12 protein-coding genes and 4 pseudogenes are annotated in these 17,743 nt (G+C 73.2%); 10 read left to right on the top strand and 6 right to left on the bottom strand.

Annotated features, from left to right (window positions below; genetic code table 11):
• Position 1: 1 nt before the first annotated feature.
• The 3 genes from B1205_RS26105 to B1205_RS26095 form a co-directional block, all read right to left on the bottom strand.
• Positions 2 to 766, bottom strand: coding sequence for a metal ABC transporter ATP-binding protein (locus B1205_RS26105; protein WP_089158020.1), 765 nt, complete (start codon positions 764 to 766; stop codon positions 2 to 4).
• Positions 763 to 1,704 (bottom strand): metal ABC transporter substrate-binding protein, encoded by a 942-nt coding sequence (locus B1205_RS26100; RefSeq protein ID WP_089158019.1) that lies wholly within the window; start codon positions 1,702 to 1,704, stop codon positions 763 to 765. The genes B1205_RS26105 and B1205_RS26100 overlap by 4 nt, the downstream gene beginning before the upstream one ends.
• Positions 1,705 to 1,782: 78 nt before the next feature.
• Positions 1,783 to 2,046: a DUF6703 family protein gene (locus B1205_RS26095; RefSeq protein WP_089158018.1), complete on the bottom strand. Its 264-nt coding sequence runs from the start codon at positions 2,044 to 2,046 to the stop codon at positions 1,783 to 1,785.
• A 27-nt stretch (positions 2,047 to 2,073) separates the two neighbouring features.
• On the opposite strand from B1205_RS26095, the gene B1205_RS26090 reads away from it, so the two are divergent.
• The 3 genes and pseudogenes from B1205_RS26090 (at position 2,074) to B1205_RS26080 (ending at position 4,424) form a co-directional block, all read left to right on the top strand.
• Positions 2,074 to 2,415 (top strand): antibiotic biosynthesis monooxygenase family protein, encoded by a 342-nt coding sequence (locus tag B1205_RS26090; RefSeq protein ID WP_089158017.1) that lies wholly within the window; start codon positions 2,074 to 2,076, stop codon positions 2,413 to 2,415.
• Between the two features lie 97 nt (positions 2,416 to 2,512).
• Positions 2,513 to 2,986 carry an Rv0361 family membrane protein gene (locus B1205_RS26085; protein WP_089158087.1) on the top strand — a complete coding sequence of 158 codons (474 nt, stop codon included), beginning with the start codon at positions 2,513 to 2,515 and terminating at the stop codon, positions 2,984 to 2,986.
• A 113-nt stretch (positions 2,987 to 3,099) separates the two neighbouring features.
• A pseudogene (locus B1205_RS26080) lies at positions 3,100 to 4,424 on the top strand (glycine--tRNA ligase).
• A gap of 53 nt (positions 4,425 to 4,477) precedes the next feature.
• Here the strand turns inward: B1205_RS26080 and B1205_RS26075 are convergent.
• Positions 4,478 to 5,440 carry a type IV toxin-antitoxin system AbiEi family antitoxin domain-containing protein gene (locus tag B1205_RS26075; RefSeq protein WP_089158016.1) on the bottom strand — a complete coding sequence of 321 codons (963 nt, stop codon included), beginning with the start codon at positions 5,438 to 5,440 and terminating at the stop codon, positions 4,478 to 4,480.
• Positions 5,441 to 5,673: 233 nt separating this feature from the next.
• Between B1205_RS26075 and B1205_RS26070 the strand changes: the two are divergent.
• Positions 5,674 to 6,710, top strand: a pseudogene (locus B1205_RS26070) (tRNA dihydrouridine synthase).
• A 108-nt stretch (positions 6,711 to 6,818) separates the two neighbouring features.
• Here B1205_RS26070 and B1205_RS26065 read toward each other — a convergent pair.
• A complete protein-coding gene (locus B1205_RS26065) occupies positions 6,819 to 7,469 on the bottom strand; it encodes a C39 family peptidase (RefSeq protein ID WP_089158015.1) in 651 nt (216 codons plus the stop codon).
• 534 nt (positions 7,470 to 8,003) lie between these two features.
• Positions 8,004 to 9,908, bottom strand: coding sequence for a family 20 glycosylhydrolase (locus B1205_RS26060; protein ID WP_254910214.1), 1,905 nt, complete (start codon positions 9,906 to 9,908; stop codon positions 8,004 to 8,006).
• A 311-nt stretch (positions 9,909 to 10,219) separates the two neighbouring features.
• Here B1205_RS26060 and ppdK point away from each other — a divergent pair.
• From ppdK to B1205_RS32400, 6 genes and pseudogenes are all read left to right on the top strand, one after another.
• Positions 10,220 to 12,876: pseudogene (ppdK, locus tag B1205_RS26055) on the top strand (pyruvate, phosphate dikinase).
• Positions 12,877 to 12,986: 110 nt separating this feature from the next.
• Positions 12,987 to 13,340, top strand: coding sequence for a VOC family protein (locus B1205_RS26050; protein WP_089158014.1), 354 nt, complete (start codon positions 12,987 to 12,989; stop codon positions 13,338 to 13,340).
• Positions 13,330 to 14,559, top strand: a complete 1,230-nt coding sequence (locus B1205_RS26045; RefSeq protein WP_089158013.1) for a deoxyguanosinetriphosphate triphosphohydrolase — start codon at positions 13,330 to 13,332, stop codon at positions 14,557 to 14,559. Before B1205_RS26050 ends, B1205_RS26045 begins: the two co-directional genes overlap by 11 nt.
• A 42-nt stretch (positions 14,560 to 14,601) precedes the next feature.
• On the top strand, positions 14,602 to 15,438 hold the full coding sequence (locus B1205_RS26040) for a siderophore-interacting protein (RefSeq protein WP_089158012.1): 837 nt from the start codon (positions 14,602 to 14,604) through the stop codon (positions 15,436 to 15,438).
• Positions 15,439 to 15,501: 63 nt separating this feature from the next.
• Positions 15,502 to 17,394: a DNA primase gene (gene dnaG, locus B1205_RS26035; protein WP_089158011.1), complete on the top strand. Its 1,893-nt coding sequence runs from the start codon at positions 15,502 to 15,504 to the stop codon at positions 17,392 to 17,394.
• Positions 17,394 to 17,743, top strand: a pseudogene (locus B1205_RS32400) (hypothetical protein); the annotation flags it as partial. The gene dnaG and the pseudogene B1205_RS32400, both read left to right, overlap by 1 nt.

Below are 17,743 nucleotides of genomic sequence, written 5' to 3'. Positions count from 1 at the left end.
CTCAGATGCCCGTCCAGAGCCCGGCGGGCTCCTCGTCGCAGTGCGGGTGCACGTGGTCGTGGTCGGGGTCGGCGTGGTGGCCGGCCGGTTCCGGCACCGCACCGTCGTGGGCGATCCCGCCCTGGTGCACCACGACGGCCCGGCTGATCAGCGGGCGCAGCGGGCCCAGCTCGTGGGCGACCAGCAGCACCGTGCCGCCGCCGTCGCGGAACGCGCGCAGCGCCCCGGCGAACGCCTCCTGGCTGGCCGCGTCCACCCCGGCGGTGGGCTCGTCGAGCACCAGCAGCTCCGGGCCGCCGGCCAGCGCCCGGGCGATCAGGACGCGCTGCTGCTGGCCCCCGGAGAGGGTGGACACCGGCTCGCCGGCCCGGTCGGCGAGCCCGACCGCGCGCAGCGCCTCGGCCACCGCCTCCCGGTCCGCGCGTCCGGCCGGTCGCAGTACGCCGCGTCGGGCCAGCCGTCCGGACGCCACCACCTCGCCCACCGTGGCGGGCACGCCGCCGCCCGCGCCGAGCCGCTGCGGGACGTACCCGATGCGGTGCCACTGCCGGAAGCGGCGCTGCGGCGTGCCGAACAGGGTGACCGACCCGGCGCCGAGCGGCACCAGGCCGAGCGCGGCGCGGACCAGCGTCGACTTGCCGGAGCCGTTGGCGCCGAGCACGGCGACCACCTCACCGGCGGTCAGGGTCAGCGAGACGTCCCGCAGGACCGGGCGGCCGTCGTAGCCGACGGTGGCGTGCGCGATCTCGATCACGGGGGAGGTCATGCGCAGTCCAGGGCGGTACGCAGGGCCTGGAGGTTGGCGCGCATCGCGGCGAGGTAGTCACCCTCGGCGGGCGGGCCCTCGATCGGGTCCAGGACCGCGGTCCGCGCCCCGACCGTGCGGGCGATCGTCTCGGCGACCTTCGGGCTGACCAGCGTCTCGAAGAAGATCGTGCCGGCCCGGTGCTCCCGGGCCTCCCGCACCACCTCGGCGAGGCGTTGCGGGGAGGGCTCGGACTCCGGGGTCAGGCCGGTGAGGCCGATCTGCTCCAGCTCGTAGCGCTCGGCCAGGTAACCGAACGCGGTGTGGCTGGTCACGATCTCCCGGCGCTGGCAGGTGCGCAGGCCCTCGGCGTACTCGGTGTCCAGCTTCGTCAGCTCGGCCCGCAGCGCGCCCGCGCGGAGGGTGTAGTCGGCGGCGTGGCCGGGGTCGACCGTGCCGAGGCGCTCGGCGAGCTTGTCGCCGATGGTGGCCAGCCGGGTCGGGTCGAGCCAGACGTGCGGGTCCTTGCCGCCGGCCTCCTCCTCGTGCCCGGCCTCGCCCTCGTGCTCGTGACCCCCGGCGGCGGCGTCCAGCAGCGGCGCCACGCCGGCCACGTCGAAGCCCCGGTCGCCGCCGTTCTGGTCCATCGCCTCGTCCACCGCCGGCTGGAAACCGGTGAGGTGGACGATCAGCTCGGCGTCGACCACCTGGCCGACCTGGCGCGGGTTCAGCTCCAGGTCGTGTGGCTCCGCGCCGGGCTTGGTCAGGTTGCTGACCGTGACCCGGTCGCCGCCGACCCGCTCGGTGAGGAACTGGAGCGGGTAGAACGCGACCACCACGTCGACCCGGTCCGGGTCGCTTCCCCCGCCGCCGCCGTCCGAGCAGGCGGCGACGCCGCCCAGGGCGAGCAGGGCGGCGGTGGCGGCGGCCAGGGCGCGAGGGGTGGCGCGAACGGTCATGGGATCAACTGTCCGTGACAACGAAAACTATTGTCAAAAACGCATGATTGCATGTCAGCCCAGGTCAGGCCGCACGCGTCAGCCGACCATCAGCTTCGCCAACCCCACCGCGATCAACAGGGTGAGCATCAGCAGCCGGAGCACCCGGGTGGCCGGCACCTGCACCGGCCAGGTCAGGGACATCAGCCAGACCAGCCCGGCGGCCAGCGCCAGCAGCAGGACGCCACCCGCCGGGCCGGGCGCGAAGAGGCCGACCAGCACCAGGACCAGCGCGGCGAGGAACACCGTCGTCGGGTTGAGCCGGGCCAACCGGGACGGCACAGGACTCTGCGTACGCTGCATGCCACAAACTCTACGAGGAGGAACGCCGTGCTGGTCACCAACCGGTTCCTGGTGGACGCCGAAACGGCCGACGAGTTCACCCGTCAGGCGCACGCCGCGCTGGCCGCGCTCGCCGCCCGCCCCGGCTACCTGCGCGGCGAGCTGCTCCGGGCGCTCGACGACCCGGCGCACTGGTGCCTGCTCACCGAGTGGGAGTCGGTCGGGGCCTACCGGCGGGCGCTCGGCGGATTCGACGTCAAGGTCACCGCCGTGCCGCTGCTCGCCCGATCGGTGGACGAGCCGTCGGCGTACGAGACGCTCGCCAGCGCCGCCCCGCAGGGCGAGGTCGTGGTCGTCGCCAGCGATCGTGCCGCAGGCCCGTACCGCTGAGTCCCGGGGCACTACCCTGGCGCGTATGACCGCTCCCGGACCGGCCGCGCCGCCCCCGCCACCCGTGCCGCCCGGCGTGTCGCCGGCGGACCCGGGGGTGCCCGCGCCCCCGCCCGGGCCCGGCGTCGCGCCGCCGTTCGCCGCGCCGCCCACCGAGGGCGGCCGGGCCCGGCTCTGGCTCGGCCTCGGCGTCGGCGCGCTGGCCGTGCTGCTCTGCTGCGGCGGAGGCGGCGCGGCCGTGGTCGGGCTGGCGGTGAGCAACGTGCAGGCCGTCGGCGAGCAGGGCCGGGCGGTAACCGACGACTACTACCAGGCGTTGGTCGCACGGGAGTGGTCCAAGGCGTACGACCGGCTCTGCGACGACGCCCGGCGGCGCGAGTCCCGGCCGGAGTTCACCCGGCGGGTGGCCACCGAGCCGCAGGTCTCCGGCTACCGGGTGGGCCAGGTCGACACCGCCACGCTGACCGTGCCGGTGGACGTCACGCTGGCCGGCGGGAGGCGGGAGGCGCAGACCGTCACGCTGGCGCCGGACCGGCAGACCGGCGGCCTGGAGGTCTGCGGGGTGAGCTGACCGACCCCCGGTATTCTGCTGGGCTCGGGACGGACGCGGTCGTACCGTTGTCCCGAACAGCCCGGTTCCATCCATCTCAACCGCGCCGACCGCCAGCCGGCGTAGGAGGAAACATGCCAGCCGACCGTATCGACGCCGTCGTCAGCCTCGCCAAGCGCCGGGGCTTCGTCTTCCCCTCCAGCGAGATCTACGGGGGCACCCGGTCGGCGTGGGACTACGGCCCGCTCGGCGTGGAGCTGAAGGAGAACGTCCGCCGCCAGTGGTGGCGGACCATGGTCCAGCAGCGCGACGACGTCGTCGGCCTCGACTCCGCGGTCATCCTGGCCCGCAAGGTCTGGGAGGCCAGCGGCCACATCGCCGAGTTCGTCGACCCGCTGACCGAGTGCCAGTCCTGCCACAAGCGGTTCCGCGCCGACCACCTGGAAGAGGCGTACGAGGCCAAGCACGGCAAGCCGCTGACCTCGCTGACGGAGCTGAACTGCCCCAACTGCGGCAACAAGGGCACCTTCACCGAGCCGAAGATGTTCAACGGCCTGATGAAGACCTACCTGGGCCCGGTGGAGAGCGACGAGGGCCTCCACTACCTGCGCCCGGAAACCGCCCAGGGCATCTTCGTCAACTACAAGAACGTGGAGACGGTCGCCCGCAAGAAGCCGCCCTTCGGCATCGCGCAGACCGGCAAGTCGTTCCGCAATGAGATCACCCCGGGCAACTTCATCTTCCGTACGCGGGAGTTCGAGCAGATGGAGATGGAGTTCTTCGTCGAGCCGGGCACCGACGAGCAGTGGCACGAATACTGGCTTCAGGAGCGCTGGAACTGGTATCNCTCTCCCACTACTCGAAGCGCACCGTCGACATCGAGTACAAGTTCCGGTTCGGCGGCACCGAGTTCGCCGAGCTGGAGGGCATCGCCAACCGCACCGACTTCGACCTGTCCACGCACAGCAAGCACTCCGGCGTCGACCTGTCGTACTTCGACCAGGGCAAGGGCGAGCGCTGGATGCCGTACGTGATCGAGCCGGCCGCCGGCCTCACCCGCGCGGTGCTGGCGTTCCTGCTGGAGGCGTACGACGAGGACGAGGCGCCGAACACCAAGGGCGGCGTGGACAAGCGCACCGTCATGCGCTTCGACCCGCGGCTGGCCCCGGTCAAGGTCGCGGTGCTGCCGCTGTCCCGCAACGAGGCGCTCTCGCCCAAGGCCAAGCAGCTCGCCACCGACCTGCGCAAGCGCTGGGTGGTCGAGTTCGACGACTCGCAGGCGATCGGCCGCCGCTACCGTCGGCAGGACGAGATCGGCACCCCGTTCTGCGTCACGGTCGACTTCGACACGCTGGACGACAACGCGGTGACGGTCCGGAACCGGGACACCATGGCCCAGGAGCGCATCCCCCTGGACCAGATCGAGCGCTACCTGATCGACCACCTCCCCGGCTGCTGATGGTGTAAGGCGGGGGCCCTTCTTAACGCATTTGGTAGAGGAAGGGCCCCCGCTTAACACCCCACCGCCGGGGCGACATGGACCGCGACCGTAGCGGCCAGACCCTGGCGGGAAGCGTGCGCCTGCTCCACCGTCCGGCGCACCCGCTCAGGCTCACGTCGGATCTGCGCCGGGGTGAAGTGCAGGATCATCAGCCCGAGCCGGCTCAGCTCGTTGTGGCGGTCGAGCGTGCGCGCCCAACCGTCCGGGCTGAAGTGGTACTCCCGCGAGTCGACCTCCAGCGCCAGCGCCGACTCGGCAAGGTAGCCGTCGGGTGTCGGCAGGGTCTGCCCGTCACCGGTCGTCAAGCGCGGGTTCCAGAGGATCTCCGGGAGCACTCGGCTCGCGGCGAGACAGTCCCGCAACTCGGCCTCCGGCGCGGAGCGGGTGCCGGCGGCCACCTCGTGGAACGCCTTCCGGATCAGCGCCGTACGGCTGCGCCTGGCCCGGATGATCTCCTCGTCCAGGGCGGCCAGGTCGGTGAAACTCCGTTGCACGGCCTCGGCCACGATCGCCCGTACCGTCCGCAGGTCGCGCAGGTCACGGGCCGCGTCGACGACGGCCCGCGCGGGCGAGCAGACCGGGTAGTGATCGGTCGGCCGTGCCTTGGGGTCGAGCGTCAGGGCCCGGGACACCAGCACGTGACCGGTCGACTTGCGGCTCGTCGAGTGCGGGACGAGAAGGTGTACGTCGGTGGTCCGCGGACTGTATCGGAAGCCGTGCCAGGAGAGCGCGGACAGTCCGGTCAGCTGGGCGCCCCGGCCGGCGTACAGGGCGGCGGAGATTCGTCGCTGCTCGTCGGTCAGCACGCCGGTGACCAGGGCGTATGTCGCCGGAAGCACGCGCTGCCAGCGGCCCCGGCGGGTCTGCCGGTAGATGAACATGTCGTCGTAGCCGGCTTGCAGCAGTTGGGCGCGCGTGACCAGGTCCTGCTGGCGGTGCGCGACCTCCGCCAGCCGGGGCGGGTGATCGACCATGCGGCAAGCGTGGGCGACAGGTGGGTGTTCGCGCTGCCCGTCGCCCACGTCCTGTGGACAACCGGTCCGCTTGTGGAAACCCCGCGCCTCCCACCGGCGCTGTGATATGCGCCNTTAAGCGGGGCCCCCGCCTATGCAGAAAGCGTTAAGCGGGGCCCCCTCCTTACACTTGGGCGGTGAGTGTGCTGAAGATCGGGCCGTATGCGGTGTGGCCGCCGGTGGTGCTCGCGCCAATGGCCGGGATCACCAACGTCGGCTTCCGCCGCCTCTGCCGGGAGCAGGGCGGCGGCATCTACGTCTGCGAGATGATCACCACCCGGGCGCTGGTCGAGCGGAACCCGAAGACGCTGCGCATGATCGCCTTCGGCACCGAGGAGAAGCCCCGCAGCCTCCAGCTCTACGGCACCGACCCGGAGATCACCGCGGCCGCCGTGCGGATCGTGGTCGAGCGGGACCTCGCCGACCACATCGACCTGAACTTCGGCTGCCCGGTCCCCAAGGTCACCCGCCGGGGCGGCGGCTCCGCGCTGCCGTGGCGGCGTCGACTCTTCGCCCGGCTGGTCAAGGCCGCGGTGGACGCCGCATCACCCGCCGGGGTGCCGGTCACGGTCAAGATGCGCAAGGGCATCGACGACGACCACCTGACGTACGTCGAGGCCGGCCTCGCCGCCCAGGACGCGGGCGTCGCCGCGGTCGCCCTGCATGGGCGTACGGCGGCGCAGCGCTACTCGGGCACCGCCGACTNGACATCTGGGAGGGCGAGGACGCGCTGCGGATGGTCGCGCACACCGGGGTGGACGGCGTGGTGGTGGGGCGTGGCTGCCTGGGCCGGCCGTGGCTCTTCGCCGATCTGGAGGCCGCCTTCAACGGCCGCGTCGACCGGCGGCTGCCCACCCTCGGCGAGGTCGCGGTGACCATGCGGCGGCACGCCGAGCTGCTGGTGGAGCAGTTCGTGGCCGGGGCCCGCAACCCGGCCCGGGGCGAGCGGGACGGCTGCACCGACTTCCGCAAGCACGTCGCCTGGTACCTGAAGGGGTTCCCGATCGGCGGCGAGCTGCGCCGGTCGCTCGCCATGATCGAGAGCCTGGCCCAGCTCGACGATCTGCTCGGCAAGCTCGACCCGTCGGTGCCGTTCCCGGTGGAGACGCTCGGCCAGCCGCGCGGCCGGACCAACTCCCCGGGCAAGGTCTTCCTGCCCGACGGCTGGCTGGCCAGCCGCGACGACGACACCCCGCCCGAGGGCGCCGAGCTGGACGACTCCGGCGGCTGACCCGCGCTGACTGACGGNCGTCTGTGGTCGCCCAGACGACAACAGACGCACCCGAACCGGTACGCCGAAGGGCCCGACCCCAACGGGGTCGGGCCCTTCGGCATGCGATCAGGAGCTGTAGCCGCGGCTGGCGATCCAGCGCGCCAGGGCGTCCACATCCACCTGGTAGGAGGCCTGGTCCGGGTTCGCCGAGTCGGCGATCGTCACGACCTTGCCGCCGTCGCGGTAGCCCACCACGCTGATGTAGTGGCCACCCTCGAAGGAGTGGGTGGTGCCGTCGGTGTCGGTCGCGGTGCCGGCGATGTTCGCCACCACGGCGCGGCCGTCGTCCACCGCGCGCACCACGTCGGCGCGCAGCTTGTCGGCCTTCTCACCGACCTTGTCGACCGGGATCTCGGTGGACCGGTAGACGTCCTTGCCGGTCTCCTTGTTCAGCACCGGGGTGATGTCGTTGATGGAGTTGGTGCCGGCCTCGGTGGTGCCCATCTCCTTGGCCATCGCGTCCACGTCGATGTTCTTGCCCTGCACGCTGAGCGCGTTGCGGGCCGCGGCCGGGCCGCAGAAGTAGAAGTTGGGCTGCGCCTCGTAGCGCACGTCCAGCTCCCGCTCACCGGGGCCCTTGCGGTCGACGGTGACGACCTGGGCGGCGCGCTCGGCCGGGGTGGCCTGGGCGGCGATGGCGGGGCCGGCGATACCACCGGCGGTGGCGGCGATACCGGCAGCGGTCAGAACGGTCTTGCGCAGCAGAGTGGTAGCCATGATCAGTTGCCTCTCTGTCCGGGGGTGCCGCGGCGATCGGGGGATGCCGCGAAAGTATTGGGGGTCCGTCCACGGGACGGGGCCGGCTCACGGGCGGCCAGGGGGCCTGCTCCGGCGGCTCGGGGATGTAACGACCGGTGGGCGGGGACCATTCCCGGCCCGACCCGGCGACGTGCGTCGTGGATGCAACGGCCGGTGGCCGGAGGCCATTCCCCGGGCAGCCCCGGCGTCTGGTCGCGCGCCATCTCTTGGCCGGCGGGCGGGGCCGGTGCGGCGCGGTCAGCCATGTACAACGTCCCCACCCCGGCCCCGATTCCGCCGTGGCGGTGACACCCACCACCGACCCCGCCCCGCAGAACCCGACATAATGCCCAGCAGCCTGCGCTCGCCGGGAAACCGCCTAAGAGCTCACCTGGAGGCGCGAGAGGTGGATGGGTGAGCGGCGGCGCCGCCAGTTCGGTGAAGTGGCGGCATCGTCCTGGCGGGAAGGCGCCACTTCGGCGATCGGGTGTGCTCGGGTCTGCCAGTTACAGGTCAGGGGCGGGCGGGGTCGACGGTGGTGCTGCGGGCGATGGGCTGGGTGGGGATCGGGGTGGTGGCGTGCGGCCAGGGGATCTCGGGGGAAGGGTGGAAGGTGATGCCGGCCGCGGCCCAGCGCGGGCCGTGGGTGGCGAGCCGCTCCCGGAACCCGGTCCAGTCGTGTGTCGCGCGCGGTGACCAGCCCAGTTCGGCGACGGCGGGCAGGCGCGGGAAGAGCATGAACTCGACCTCGGCGCGGGTGGTGACCGACTCGGTCCAGAGCGGGGCCTCCACGCCCAGCACCGCCTCGGCCGGTACGCCGGTCAGGTGGGTGCCCGGGTCCCACTCGTATGCCCGGCGCACGTCGATGAGGCCCGCCCAGTCGTGCCCGATCGGGGTGTCCGGGGCGTACTTCATGTCCAGGTAGGCGTGGTTGCCGGGGGAGAGGATGAGGCGGGCGCCCCGGCGTACCGCGTCGGCCGTCTCCGGGTCGTCGCCGTTGGTGCCCCACCACTGGAGGACGCGCCCGTCGACGTGGCCGGTCGGGGCGAGCTGGTGCCAGCCGACGACGGTCTTCCCGGTGGCCGCGACCAGCGCCTGGGCCCGCTCGACGAAGGCGCGGTAGGTGTCGGCCGGCACCTTGAACGCCTCGTCGCCGCCGAGGTGCAGCCACGGCCCGGGGGTCAGCGCGGCCACCTCGCCGACCACGTCGGCGACGAAGGCGTACGTCCGCTCGTCGGCCGGGTCGACGTAGCTGAACCCGACCTCGGTGCCGGTGTACGGCGGTGGCGCGGTCTTGCCGGGCGCCAGCTCGGGGTACGCGACCAGCGCCGCGTTGGTGTGCCCGGGCAGGTCGATCTCCGGCACGACGGTCACGTGGCGGCGGGCGGCGTAGGCGACGATCCGTCGGTAGTCGTCCCGGGTGTACCAGCCGCCGGGCCCGCCGCCGACCTCGGTGACGCCGCCGACCTCGGCGAGCCGGGGCCAGGAGTCGACCGCGATCCGCCAGCCCTGGTCGTCGGTGAGGTGCAGGTGCAAATGGTTGAGTTTGTACCGGGCCAGGTGGTCGACCACCCGCAGCACGTCCTCGACGCCGAAGAAGTGCCGGGCGACGTCGAGCATCGCGCCCCGGTAGGGAAAGCGCGGCCGGTCGACGATCGTGCCGCCGGGCACCGCCCAGCGCTCGCCGATCGGGGTGGCGCTCTCGATCGCCGGGGGAAGGAGCTGCCGCAGCGTCTGCGCCCCGTGGAACAGGCCGGCCGGCGCGGCGGCGGTGATCCGGACGCCGGCGGCGGTGACGTCGAGGCGGTATCCCTCGTCCCCGAGCGCGTCGTCTCCGAGCGCGTCGTCGCCGCCGGGGCCGCCGTCGGCCCGGACGCCGCCCGGCGACGCGCCGACGCCGCCCGGCGACGCGCCGACGCCGCCCGGCGACGCGCCGACGCCGCCCGGCAGCGCGCCGGGGCCGGCGTCGGTCGTCGACAGGGTGAGCGTCAACCGGCCGTCGGCCGGCTCGGCCGGCTCGGCCGGGTCGGTTACCGGGAGCGGGAAGCCGGTGGCCGGGCGCAGCCAGCCGGCGAGCTGGTCGGCGACGTGGCGGCCGGCGGGGCCGACGCGCAGCGCCACGTCCGGGGTCAGCGTGAAGTCACCGGCCGGGTCGGGAAGGACCCGCTCGGGCGCGGGGACCACCACGTCCAGCCGGACCGGCGCGGACGGGCCGAGCAGGCCGGCGGCCCGTTCGGCGGCGACGCGGGCCAGCTCGCCCGCGCTGGGGGCCGCATCGGGAAGGACGGCGGCCGGGCCCACCTCGGGAAGACCGGCGGCCGGGGTCGCGTCGGGGAAGCCGGCGGCGGGTGCGGGGCCGGCGGGACGGGTGTCGGTCGGCTGGGGCCCGTTCTCGGGGGTGGTGGGGGTGGTCGGCACGGCGACGGCTCCGAGGGGTGTATTTGCGTGGGATATGGCAAAGGTCAGGTTCGGCGAATCGCAGTGCCGTCAAGAGTACGAGGGAAATCGGCATTGCGTGTTCCTGCGCGTGGAAGCGTTCCCAAAAACCCGTACGGACGTGGGCAGTGGTGATTGTTGTGCCAATTGTCACCGAACGGTCCCAGGCTTCGCGAAGGTCGCCTAACCTTCGCCCACCGATCGCCGACCAGCCGGGATTGCCGGTGGTAGCGCCCGGGGTATGTCCGAACTGAACCTTCGTTAAGTGTCAATGGTGCGCGTGGGAGGCTCTGGTGACAGCTCAGGAAGAAACGGCCGGGCGTAAGTACGTCTACGACTTCGCCGAGGGCAACAAGGACCTCAAGGACCTGCTCGGTGGCAAGGGCGCGAACCTGGCCGAGATGACCAACCTCGGGCTGCCGGTACCGCCCGGCTTCACCATCACCACCGAGGCCTGCCAGGCGTACCTGGGCACCGGGCGCGAGCCGGACGGCCTGGCCGGGCAGATCGAGGCGCACCTGGAGGCCCTGGAGCGCGCGATGGGCCGCCGGCTCGGCGACCCGGACGACCCGCTGCTGGTCTCCGTGCGCTCCGGGGCCAAGTTCTCCATGCCCGGCATGATGGAGACCGTCCTCAACGTCGGCCTNCCTGGGACTCCTACCGCCGGCTGATCCAGATGTTCGGCAAGACCGTCTGCGAGGTGCCGGGCGAGGAGTTCGAACACGCGCTCGACGACGCCAAACGCGCCAAGGGTACGCACGACGACCTCGACCTGGACGCCGACGACCTGCGCGGGCTGGTCGACGCGTACAAGAAGATCTTCGCCAAGCACACCGGGCGGGAGTTTCCGCAGGAGCCCCGGGAGCAGCTCGACCTGGCCATCCGCGCGGTCTTCGACTCGTGGAACGCGGAGCGGGCCATCCTCTACCGCCGGCAGGAGCGCATCCCGGCCGACCTGGGCACCGCGGTCAACGTGGTGAGCATGGTCTTCGGCAACCTCGGGCCGGACTCCGGCACCGGCGTGGCGTTCACCCGCGACCCGGGCAGTGGCGCGCAGGGCATCTACGGCGACTACCTCGCCAACGCCCAGGGTGAGGACGTGGTCGCCGGCATCCGCAACACGGTGCCGTTGCAGGAGTTGGAGCGGCTCGACAAGACCTCCTACGACGAGCTGCTCGGCATCATGGCCCGGCTGGAGGAGCACTACCAGGACCTCTGCGACATCGAGTTCACCATCGAGCGCGGCAAGCTCTGGATGCTCCAGACCCGGGTCGGCAAGCGCACCGCCGCCGCCGCGTTCGTCATCGCCGGTCAGCTCGTCGACGAGGGCCTGATCGACCTGGACGAGGCGCTGCACCGGGTCACCGGCGCGCAGCTCGCCCAGCTCATGTTCCCGCGCTTCCAACTCGACCACGAGTTCCAGCCGGTGGCCAGGGGCATCGGCGCGTCGCCGGGTGCGGCGTCCGGCAAGGTGGTCTTCACCTCGGCCCGCGCGGTCGAGCTGGCCGCCGAGGGCGAGGCGGTGATCCTGGTCCGCCGGGAGACCAACCCGGACGACCTCAACGGCATGATCGCCGCCAGGGGCATCCTCACCTCGCGCGGCGGCAAGACCAGCCACGCCGCCGTGGTGGCCCGGGGCATGGGCAAGACCTGCGTCTCCGGGGCGGACGAGCTGGAGGTGAACGTGCCGGCGAAGCGGTTCACCGTCGCCGGCCACACCGTCGCCGAGGGGGACGTGGTGTCGATCGACGGCACCACCGGCAAGGTCTACCTCGGCGAGGTGCCGGTCATGCCGTCCGAGGTGGTGCGGTACTTCGAGGGCGAAGTCGACCCGGAGACCACGGACGACCCGCTCGTCCGGGCCGTACACCGGATCATGACGCACGCCGACGCGGCGCGGCGGCTGCGGGTGCGCACGAACGCCGACACCGGCGCGGACGCGGCACGGGCCCGGCGCTTCGGCGCCGAGGGCATCGGCCTGTGCCGCACCGAGCACATGTTCCTCGGTGACCGGCGGGAGCTGGTCGAGCGGCTCATCCTCGCCCACGGCGAGCGGGATCGGCAGGACGCGCTGGCGGCGCTGCTGCCGTTGCAGCGGGCCGACTTCGTGGAGATCTTCCGGGAGATGGACGGCTTGCCGGTCACGGTGCGGCTGATCGATCCGCCGCTGCACGAGTTCCTGCCTCCGCTGGAGCAGCTCGCGGTCAACGTCGCGGTGGCCCAGGAGCGCGGCGAGGACGTGGCCAAGGAGGAGGCGCTGCTCGCCGCCGTGCGGCGGATGCACGAGGAGAACCCGATGCTGGGCCTGCGCGGGGTCCGGCTCGGCCTGGTCATCCCGGGGCTGTTCGCCATGCAGGTCCGCGCGATCGCGGAGGCCGCCGTCGCGGTCACCCGGGACGGCGGGTCGGCCGCCCCGGAGATCATGGTGCCGCTGGTCGGCGCCGTGCAGGAGCTGGAGACGGTACGCGCGGAGGCCGAGAAGATCATCGCCGAGGTGGTCGGCGACAGCGGCGTCGAGGTGCTGATCGGCACGATGATCGAGGTGCCGAGGGCGGCGCTGACCGCCGGGCAGATCGCCGAGGCGGCGGAGTTCTTCTCCTTCGGCACCAACGACCTGACCCAGATGGGCTGGGGCTTCTCCCGTGACGACGTGGAGGGCGCGTTCTTCTGGCGCTACCTGGAGCTGGGCATCTTCGGCATCTCGCCGTTCGAGTCGATCGACGCCGACGGCGTCGGCCGGCTGGTGCGCATCGCCGCCGAGGAGGGCCGGGCGGCCCGGCCCGGGTTGAAGCTGGGCGTCTGCGGCGAGCACGGCGGCGACCCCGACTCGGTGCACTTCTTCCACGCGGTCGGGCTCGACTACGTCTCCTGCTCGCCGTTCCGGGTGCCGGTGGCCCGGTTGGAGGCCGGCCGCGCGGCGATCAGCACCACCGGCTCCGACTCCCGCTGAGCGCGACCGGCCGGGGCCGTCGGTGACCACCGGCGGCCCCGCCGACGCGCCTTTCCGGCCACCCCGGCGTAACCTGAGCTTCCGCCACGTGTGATCGGGAGGGTGTCCGCATGACCGCCGTCTGGGAGAACCTGGTAGTCGACGCCCGGGACCCGTCCCGGCTCGCCCGCTGGTGGGCCGAGGCGCTGGGCTACCAGGTGATCACCGACCGGCCGGACGAGGTGGAGATCCGCCGGACCCCCGAGACGCTGCCGGGCCTGGTCTTCGTGCCCGTCGCCGAGCCGAAGCCGGGCAAGAACCGGCTGCACATCGACCTGCGCCCGGCCGACCAGGAGGCCGAGGTGGAGCGACTGGTGGACATGGGCGCGCGGCACGTCGACATCGGGCAGGGCGACGTGGAGTGGACCGTGCTGGCCGACCCGGAGGGCAACGAGTTCTGCGTGCTGGCGGCGCGTGCACGCTGACGACGCGGCGCGGCTGGTCGCCGAGGCGCCCAAGGACACCGGGTACGGGCGGTCGCCGTTCGAGCGGGACCGGGCCCGGGTGCTGCACTCGGCGGCGTTCCGCCGGCTCGCTGCGAAGACCCAGGTGCACGTCGCCGGCACCGACGACTTCCTGCGTACCCGGCTGACCCACTCGCTGGAGGTGGCGCAGATCGCCCGCGAGATGGGTGCCCGGCTCGGCTGCGACCCGGACGTGGTGGACACCGCCGGGCTGGCGCACGACCTGGGTCACCCGCCGTTCGGGCACAACGGCGAGTACGCGCTGGACGAGTTGGCCGCCGCGGCCGGCGGCTTCGAGGGCAACGCGCAGACGCTGCGGGTGCTCACCCGGCTGGAGGCCAAGGTGCTCGCCCCGGACGGGCGGTCCGCCGGGCTCAACCTGACCCGGGCCGCGCTCGACGCGGTCGGCAAGTATCCGTGGCCGCGCCGTCCCGGTGAGCGCAAGTTCGGCGTGTACGCCGACGACCGCCCGGTCTTCGACTGGCTGCGTGCCGGCGCCCCGCCCGGCGACCGGCGCTGCGTGGAGGCCCAGGTGATGGACTGGGCCGACGACGTGGCGTACTCGGTGCACGACGTGGAGGACGGCATCCACGGCGGATACGTCGACCTGCGCCTGCTGGCGGACCCGGACGAGCGGCGGGCGCTCTGCGCCGACGTGGCATCCGCCTACTCCGGCGAGGCGCCGGAGGACCTGGGCGAGGTGCTGGCCGAACTGCTCGCCGACCCGGTGCTTGCCCCGCTCGCCGCGTACGACGGCAGCCACCGGGCTCTCGTCGCGCTGAAGGCCACCACCAGCGTGCTCACCGGCCGGTTCGTGTCGGACGTGGTGGCCGCCACCGAGGAGCGCCACGGCCCGGGCCCGCACCGCCGCTACCTCGCCGACCTGGTGGTGCCGCGCCGCATCCGGGCCCGGTGCGCGCTGCTCAAGGGCATCGCTCTGCGCTACGTGATGCGTCGGCCCGGTGCCCAGGGCCGCTACGACCGGCAGCGGGACGTCCTCGCCGAGCTGGTCGCCGCGTTGCTCGACCGGGCCCCGGACGCGCTCGATCCGGTGTTCGCCCCGCTGTGGCGGGACGCGCCGGACGACGCCGCGCGGCTGCGCGTGGTGATCGACCAGGTGGCCTCGCTCACCGACCCGGCCGCGCTGGCCTGGCACGCCCGCCTGGTGTCGTCGACCTGACCGCACGGGCACCGCAGGCGGAAGTTAGGTTAGCCTTACCCCATGACGGATCGCCCGAAGAAGCTCACCGCCGCCACGGTCGTCCGGACCACGCGGCCCACCCCGCACCTGATCCGCCTCGTGCTGGGCGGTCCCGAGCTGACCGGCCTCCCGGTGGGGGCGCACACCGACCACTACCTGAAGTTCGTCTTCGCGCCGCCCGGGGTCACCTATCCGCACCCCGTCGACCTGGCGACCATCCGGCGCGAGTTCCCGGCCGAGCAGTGGCCGCGGCTGCGGGCGTACACGGTCCGGGCCTTCGACGCGGCGGCGGGCGAGCTGACCGTGGACGTGGTCCACCACGGCGACGAGGGGCTGGCCGGGCCGTGGGCGGCGGGGCTGCGACCGGGCGACCGGGTGTTGTTCACCGGGCCCGGCGGCGCGTACGCGCCGGACCCGACGGCCGACTGGCATCTGCTGGCCGGGGACGAGAGCGCGCTGCCGGCGATCGCCGCCGCGCTGGAGCGGCTGCCGGCCGGCGCGCCGGCCACGGTCTACGTCGAGGTGGACGGTCCCGCCGACGAGCTACCGCTGACCAGTGCCGGCGCGGTCGAGCTGCGCTGGCTGCACCGGGCCGGTCGCCCGGCCGGCGAGGCGCTGGTCGAGGCGGTCCGGGCGCTGGCGTTCCGGCCCGGCCGGGTGCACGCGTTCGTGCACGGCGAGGCCGGCGCGGTCAAGGAGCTGCGCCGGCTGCTGCGGGTCGAGCGCGGCGTGCCCCGGGCCGACCTGTCCATCTCCGGCTACTGGCGGCAGGGCCTGGACGACGAGGGCTGGCGCTCCACCAAGCCGGCCTGGAACGCCGAGGTCGAGGCCGAGGAGGCCACCGCCGTCGCCGCCTGAGCCACCGCCGGCCCGGCCCGCGCCGTCCCCCCGGCCGCCGGATCGTCGGTCCGGCAGGGCAGGATGTACGCCGAGGGGGTGGCGGTCATGGCGGGGCGGATCCGGGACGAGGACATCGCGCTGGTCCGCGAGCGCACCTCCATCGCGGACGTGATCTCCGAGGTGGTGACGCTCAAGTCGGCCGGTGGCGGCAACCTCAAGGGGCTCTGCCCGTTCCACGACGAGAAGAGCCCGTCGTTCAACGTCTCGCCCGCCCGCAACGTGTTCTACTGCTTCGGCTGCGGCGTCGGCGGGGACGCGATCAAGTTCCTGATGGACGCCGAGCACCTCGGCTTCGTCGAGTCCGTCGAGAGCCTCGCCGCCCGGGCCAACATCCAGTTGCGCTACGTCGAGGACGACCGGTCGACGCCGCGCGCCCGCCCCCAGCAGGGGCAGCGGCAGCGCCTGGTGGCCGCGCACGCCGCCGCCGTCGACTTCTACCGCGCCCAGCTCACCACCGCCGGCGCCCGACCGGCCCGCGAGTTCCTGGCCCGGCGGGGCTTCGACCGGGCCGCCGCCGAGCGCTACGGCTGCGGGTTCGCCCCCGACGGGTGGGACCTGCTCACCAAGCACCTGCGCCAGCAGGGCTTCAGCCACGACGAGCTGGTCACCGCCGGCCTGTCCCGCCCGGCCCGGTCGGGCTCGCTGATCGACCGGTTCCGCCGCCGCCTGATGTGGCCGATCCGGGACATCACCGGCGACGTGATCGGGTTCGGCGCCCGCAAGCTGTTCGACGACGACGACGGCCCGAAATACCTGAACACCCCCGAGACGCCGATCTACAAGAAGTCGCACGTCCTCTACGGCATCGACCAGGCCAAACGGGAGATCGCCAAGCAGGGCAAGGTGGTGGTGGTCGAGGGCTACACCGACGTGATGGCCTGCCACCTGGCCGACGTGCCGACCGCGGTGGCGACCTGCGGCACCGCGTTCGGCGGCGACCACATCTCGGTGCTGCGCCGGGTGCTCTTCGACAGCGACGAGCGGGCCGGGGAGATCATCTTTACGTTCGACGGGGACGCCGCCGGGCAGAAGGCCGCGCTGCGCGCCTTCGAGGACGACCAGCGGTTCGTCGGGCGTACGTTCATCGCGGTCAGCCCGGACAACATGGACCCGTGCGACCTGCGGCTGGCCAAGGGTGACCTGGCCGTGCGCGACCTGGTGGCCCGCCGTGAGCCGCTCGTCGACTTCGCGCTCCGGCATGTGATCAACCGGTTCGACCTGGACACCGTCGACGGCCGGGTAGAGGCGATGCGCCGCGCCGCGCCGCTGGTCGCGAAGATCAAGGACCGGGAGAAACGGCCGGAGTACGTCCGCAAGCTCGCCGGTGACCTCGGCATGGAGATCGAGCCGGTGCAGCGCGCCGTGCTGACCGCCGCGCACGGGCAGCCGACGGCCGGCACACCCGCACCGGCACGACGCGGGCCGGCCACGCCGGCGGTGGACAGCCCACGGTCCATGGTGGAGCGGGAGGCGCTGAAGCTGGCCCTCCAGGAGCCGGTCCTGGCCGGCCCGATGTTCGACGCCGTCGAGGCGGGCGACTACCAGCACCCGGTGCACGTCGTGGTGCGCGCCGCCATCGCCGAGGCCGGCGGCGCGGCCGGCGCCACCGGCGGCGCGGTCTGGATCGAGCGGGTCCGCGACGCCTGCGACGACCTGGCCGGCCAGGCGCTCGTCGGCGAGCTGGCGGTGGAGCCGTTGCGCATCGACGGCGAGCCGGACCCGAGGTACGTCTCGGTCACCATGGCCCGGCTCCAGTGGAGTTCGGTCACCGGCCGGATCCGGGACCTGAAATCGAAGATCCAGCGGGTCAACCCGGTGAGCCACAAGGACGAATACTTCGCCCTGTTCGGGGAGCTGCTCTCGCTGGAACAACACGCGCGGGCGCTGCGCGAGCAGGCCGCCGGGGGGCTGTGATGGGTCTGTTCCACCGCAAGCCGAAGCTGCCGCCGGCCGACCGGCCGCCGCTGGCCGCCGACGAACGGGTGCTCGCCTGGGCCGCGGCCGGCAACGGTGAGGGTGACGGCGTGCTGGTCGCCACCAACCGGGGGCTCTGGCTGCCCGGCCGTGGCCAGCGTCTGGGCTGGCACGACATCCTCAAGGCGGTCTGGTCCGGCCGCGAACTCGCCGTCACGCCGGCCGAGGCGGTCGCCGAGCACGACGGCTACCGGGTCGTCGCCGACGCCCCGGCCGAGACCTACCTGCTGCTCGACCCCGGCGACCTGCCGCACCAGGTGCGGGCGCGGGTCACCCGCTCGGTGGCGTA

The sequence above is a fragment of the Micromonospora sp. NBS 11-29 genome (assembly GCF_002140155.1).
In the GTDB taxonomy this organism is placed as follows: domain Bacteria; phylum Actinomycetota; class Actinomycetes; order Mycobacteriales; family Micromonosporaceae; genus Micromonospora.
The sequence above is the reverse complement of the archived record's forward strand: the minus strand, read 5'-3'. Positions and strand labels throughout refer to the sequence as shown.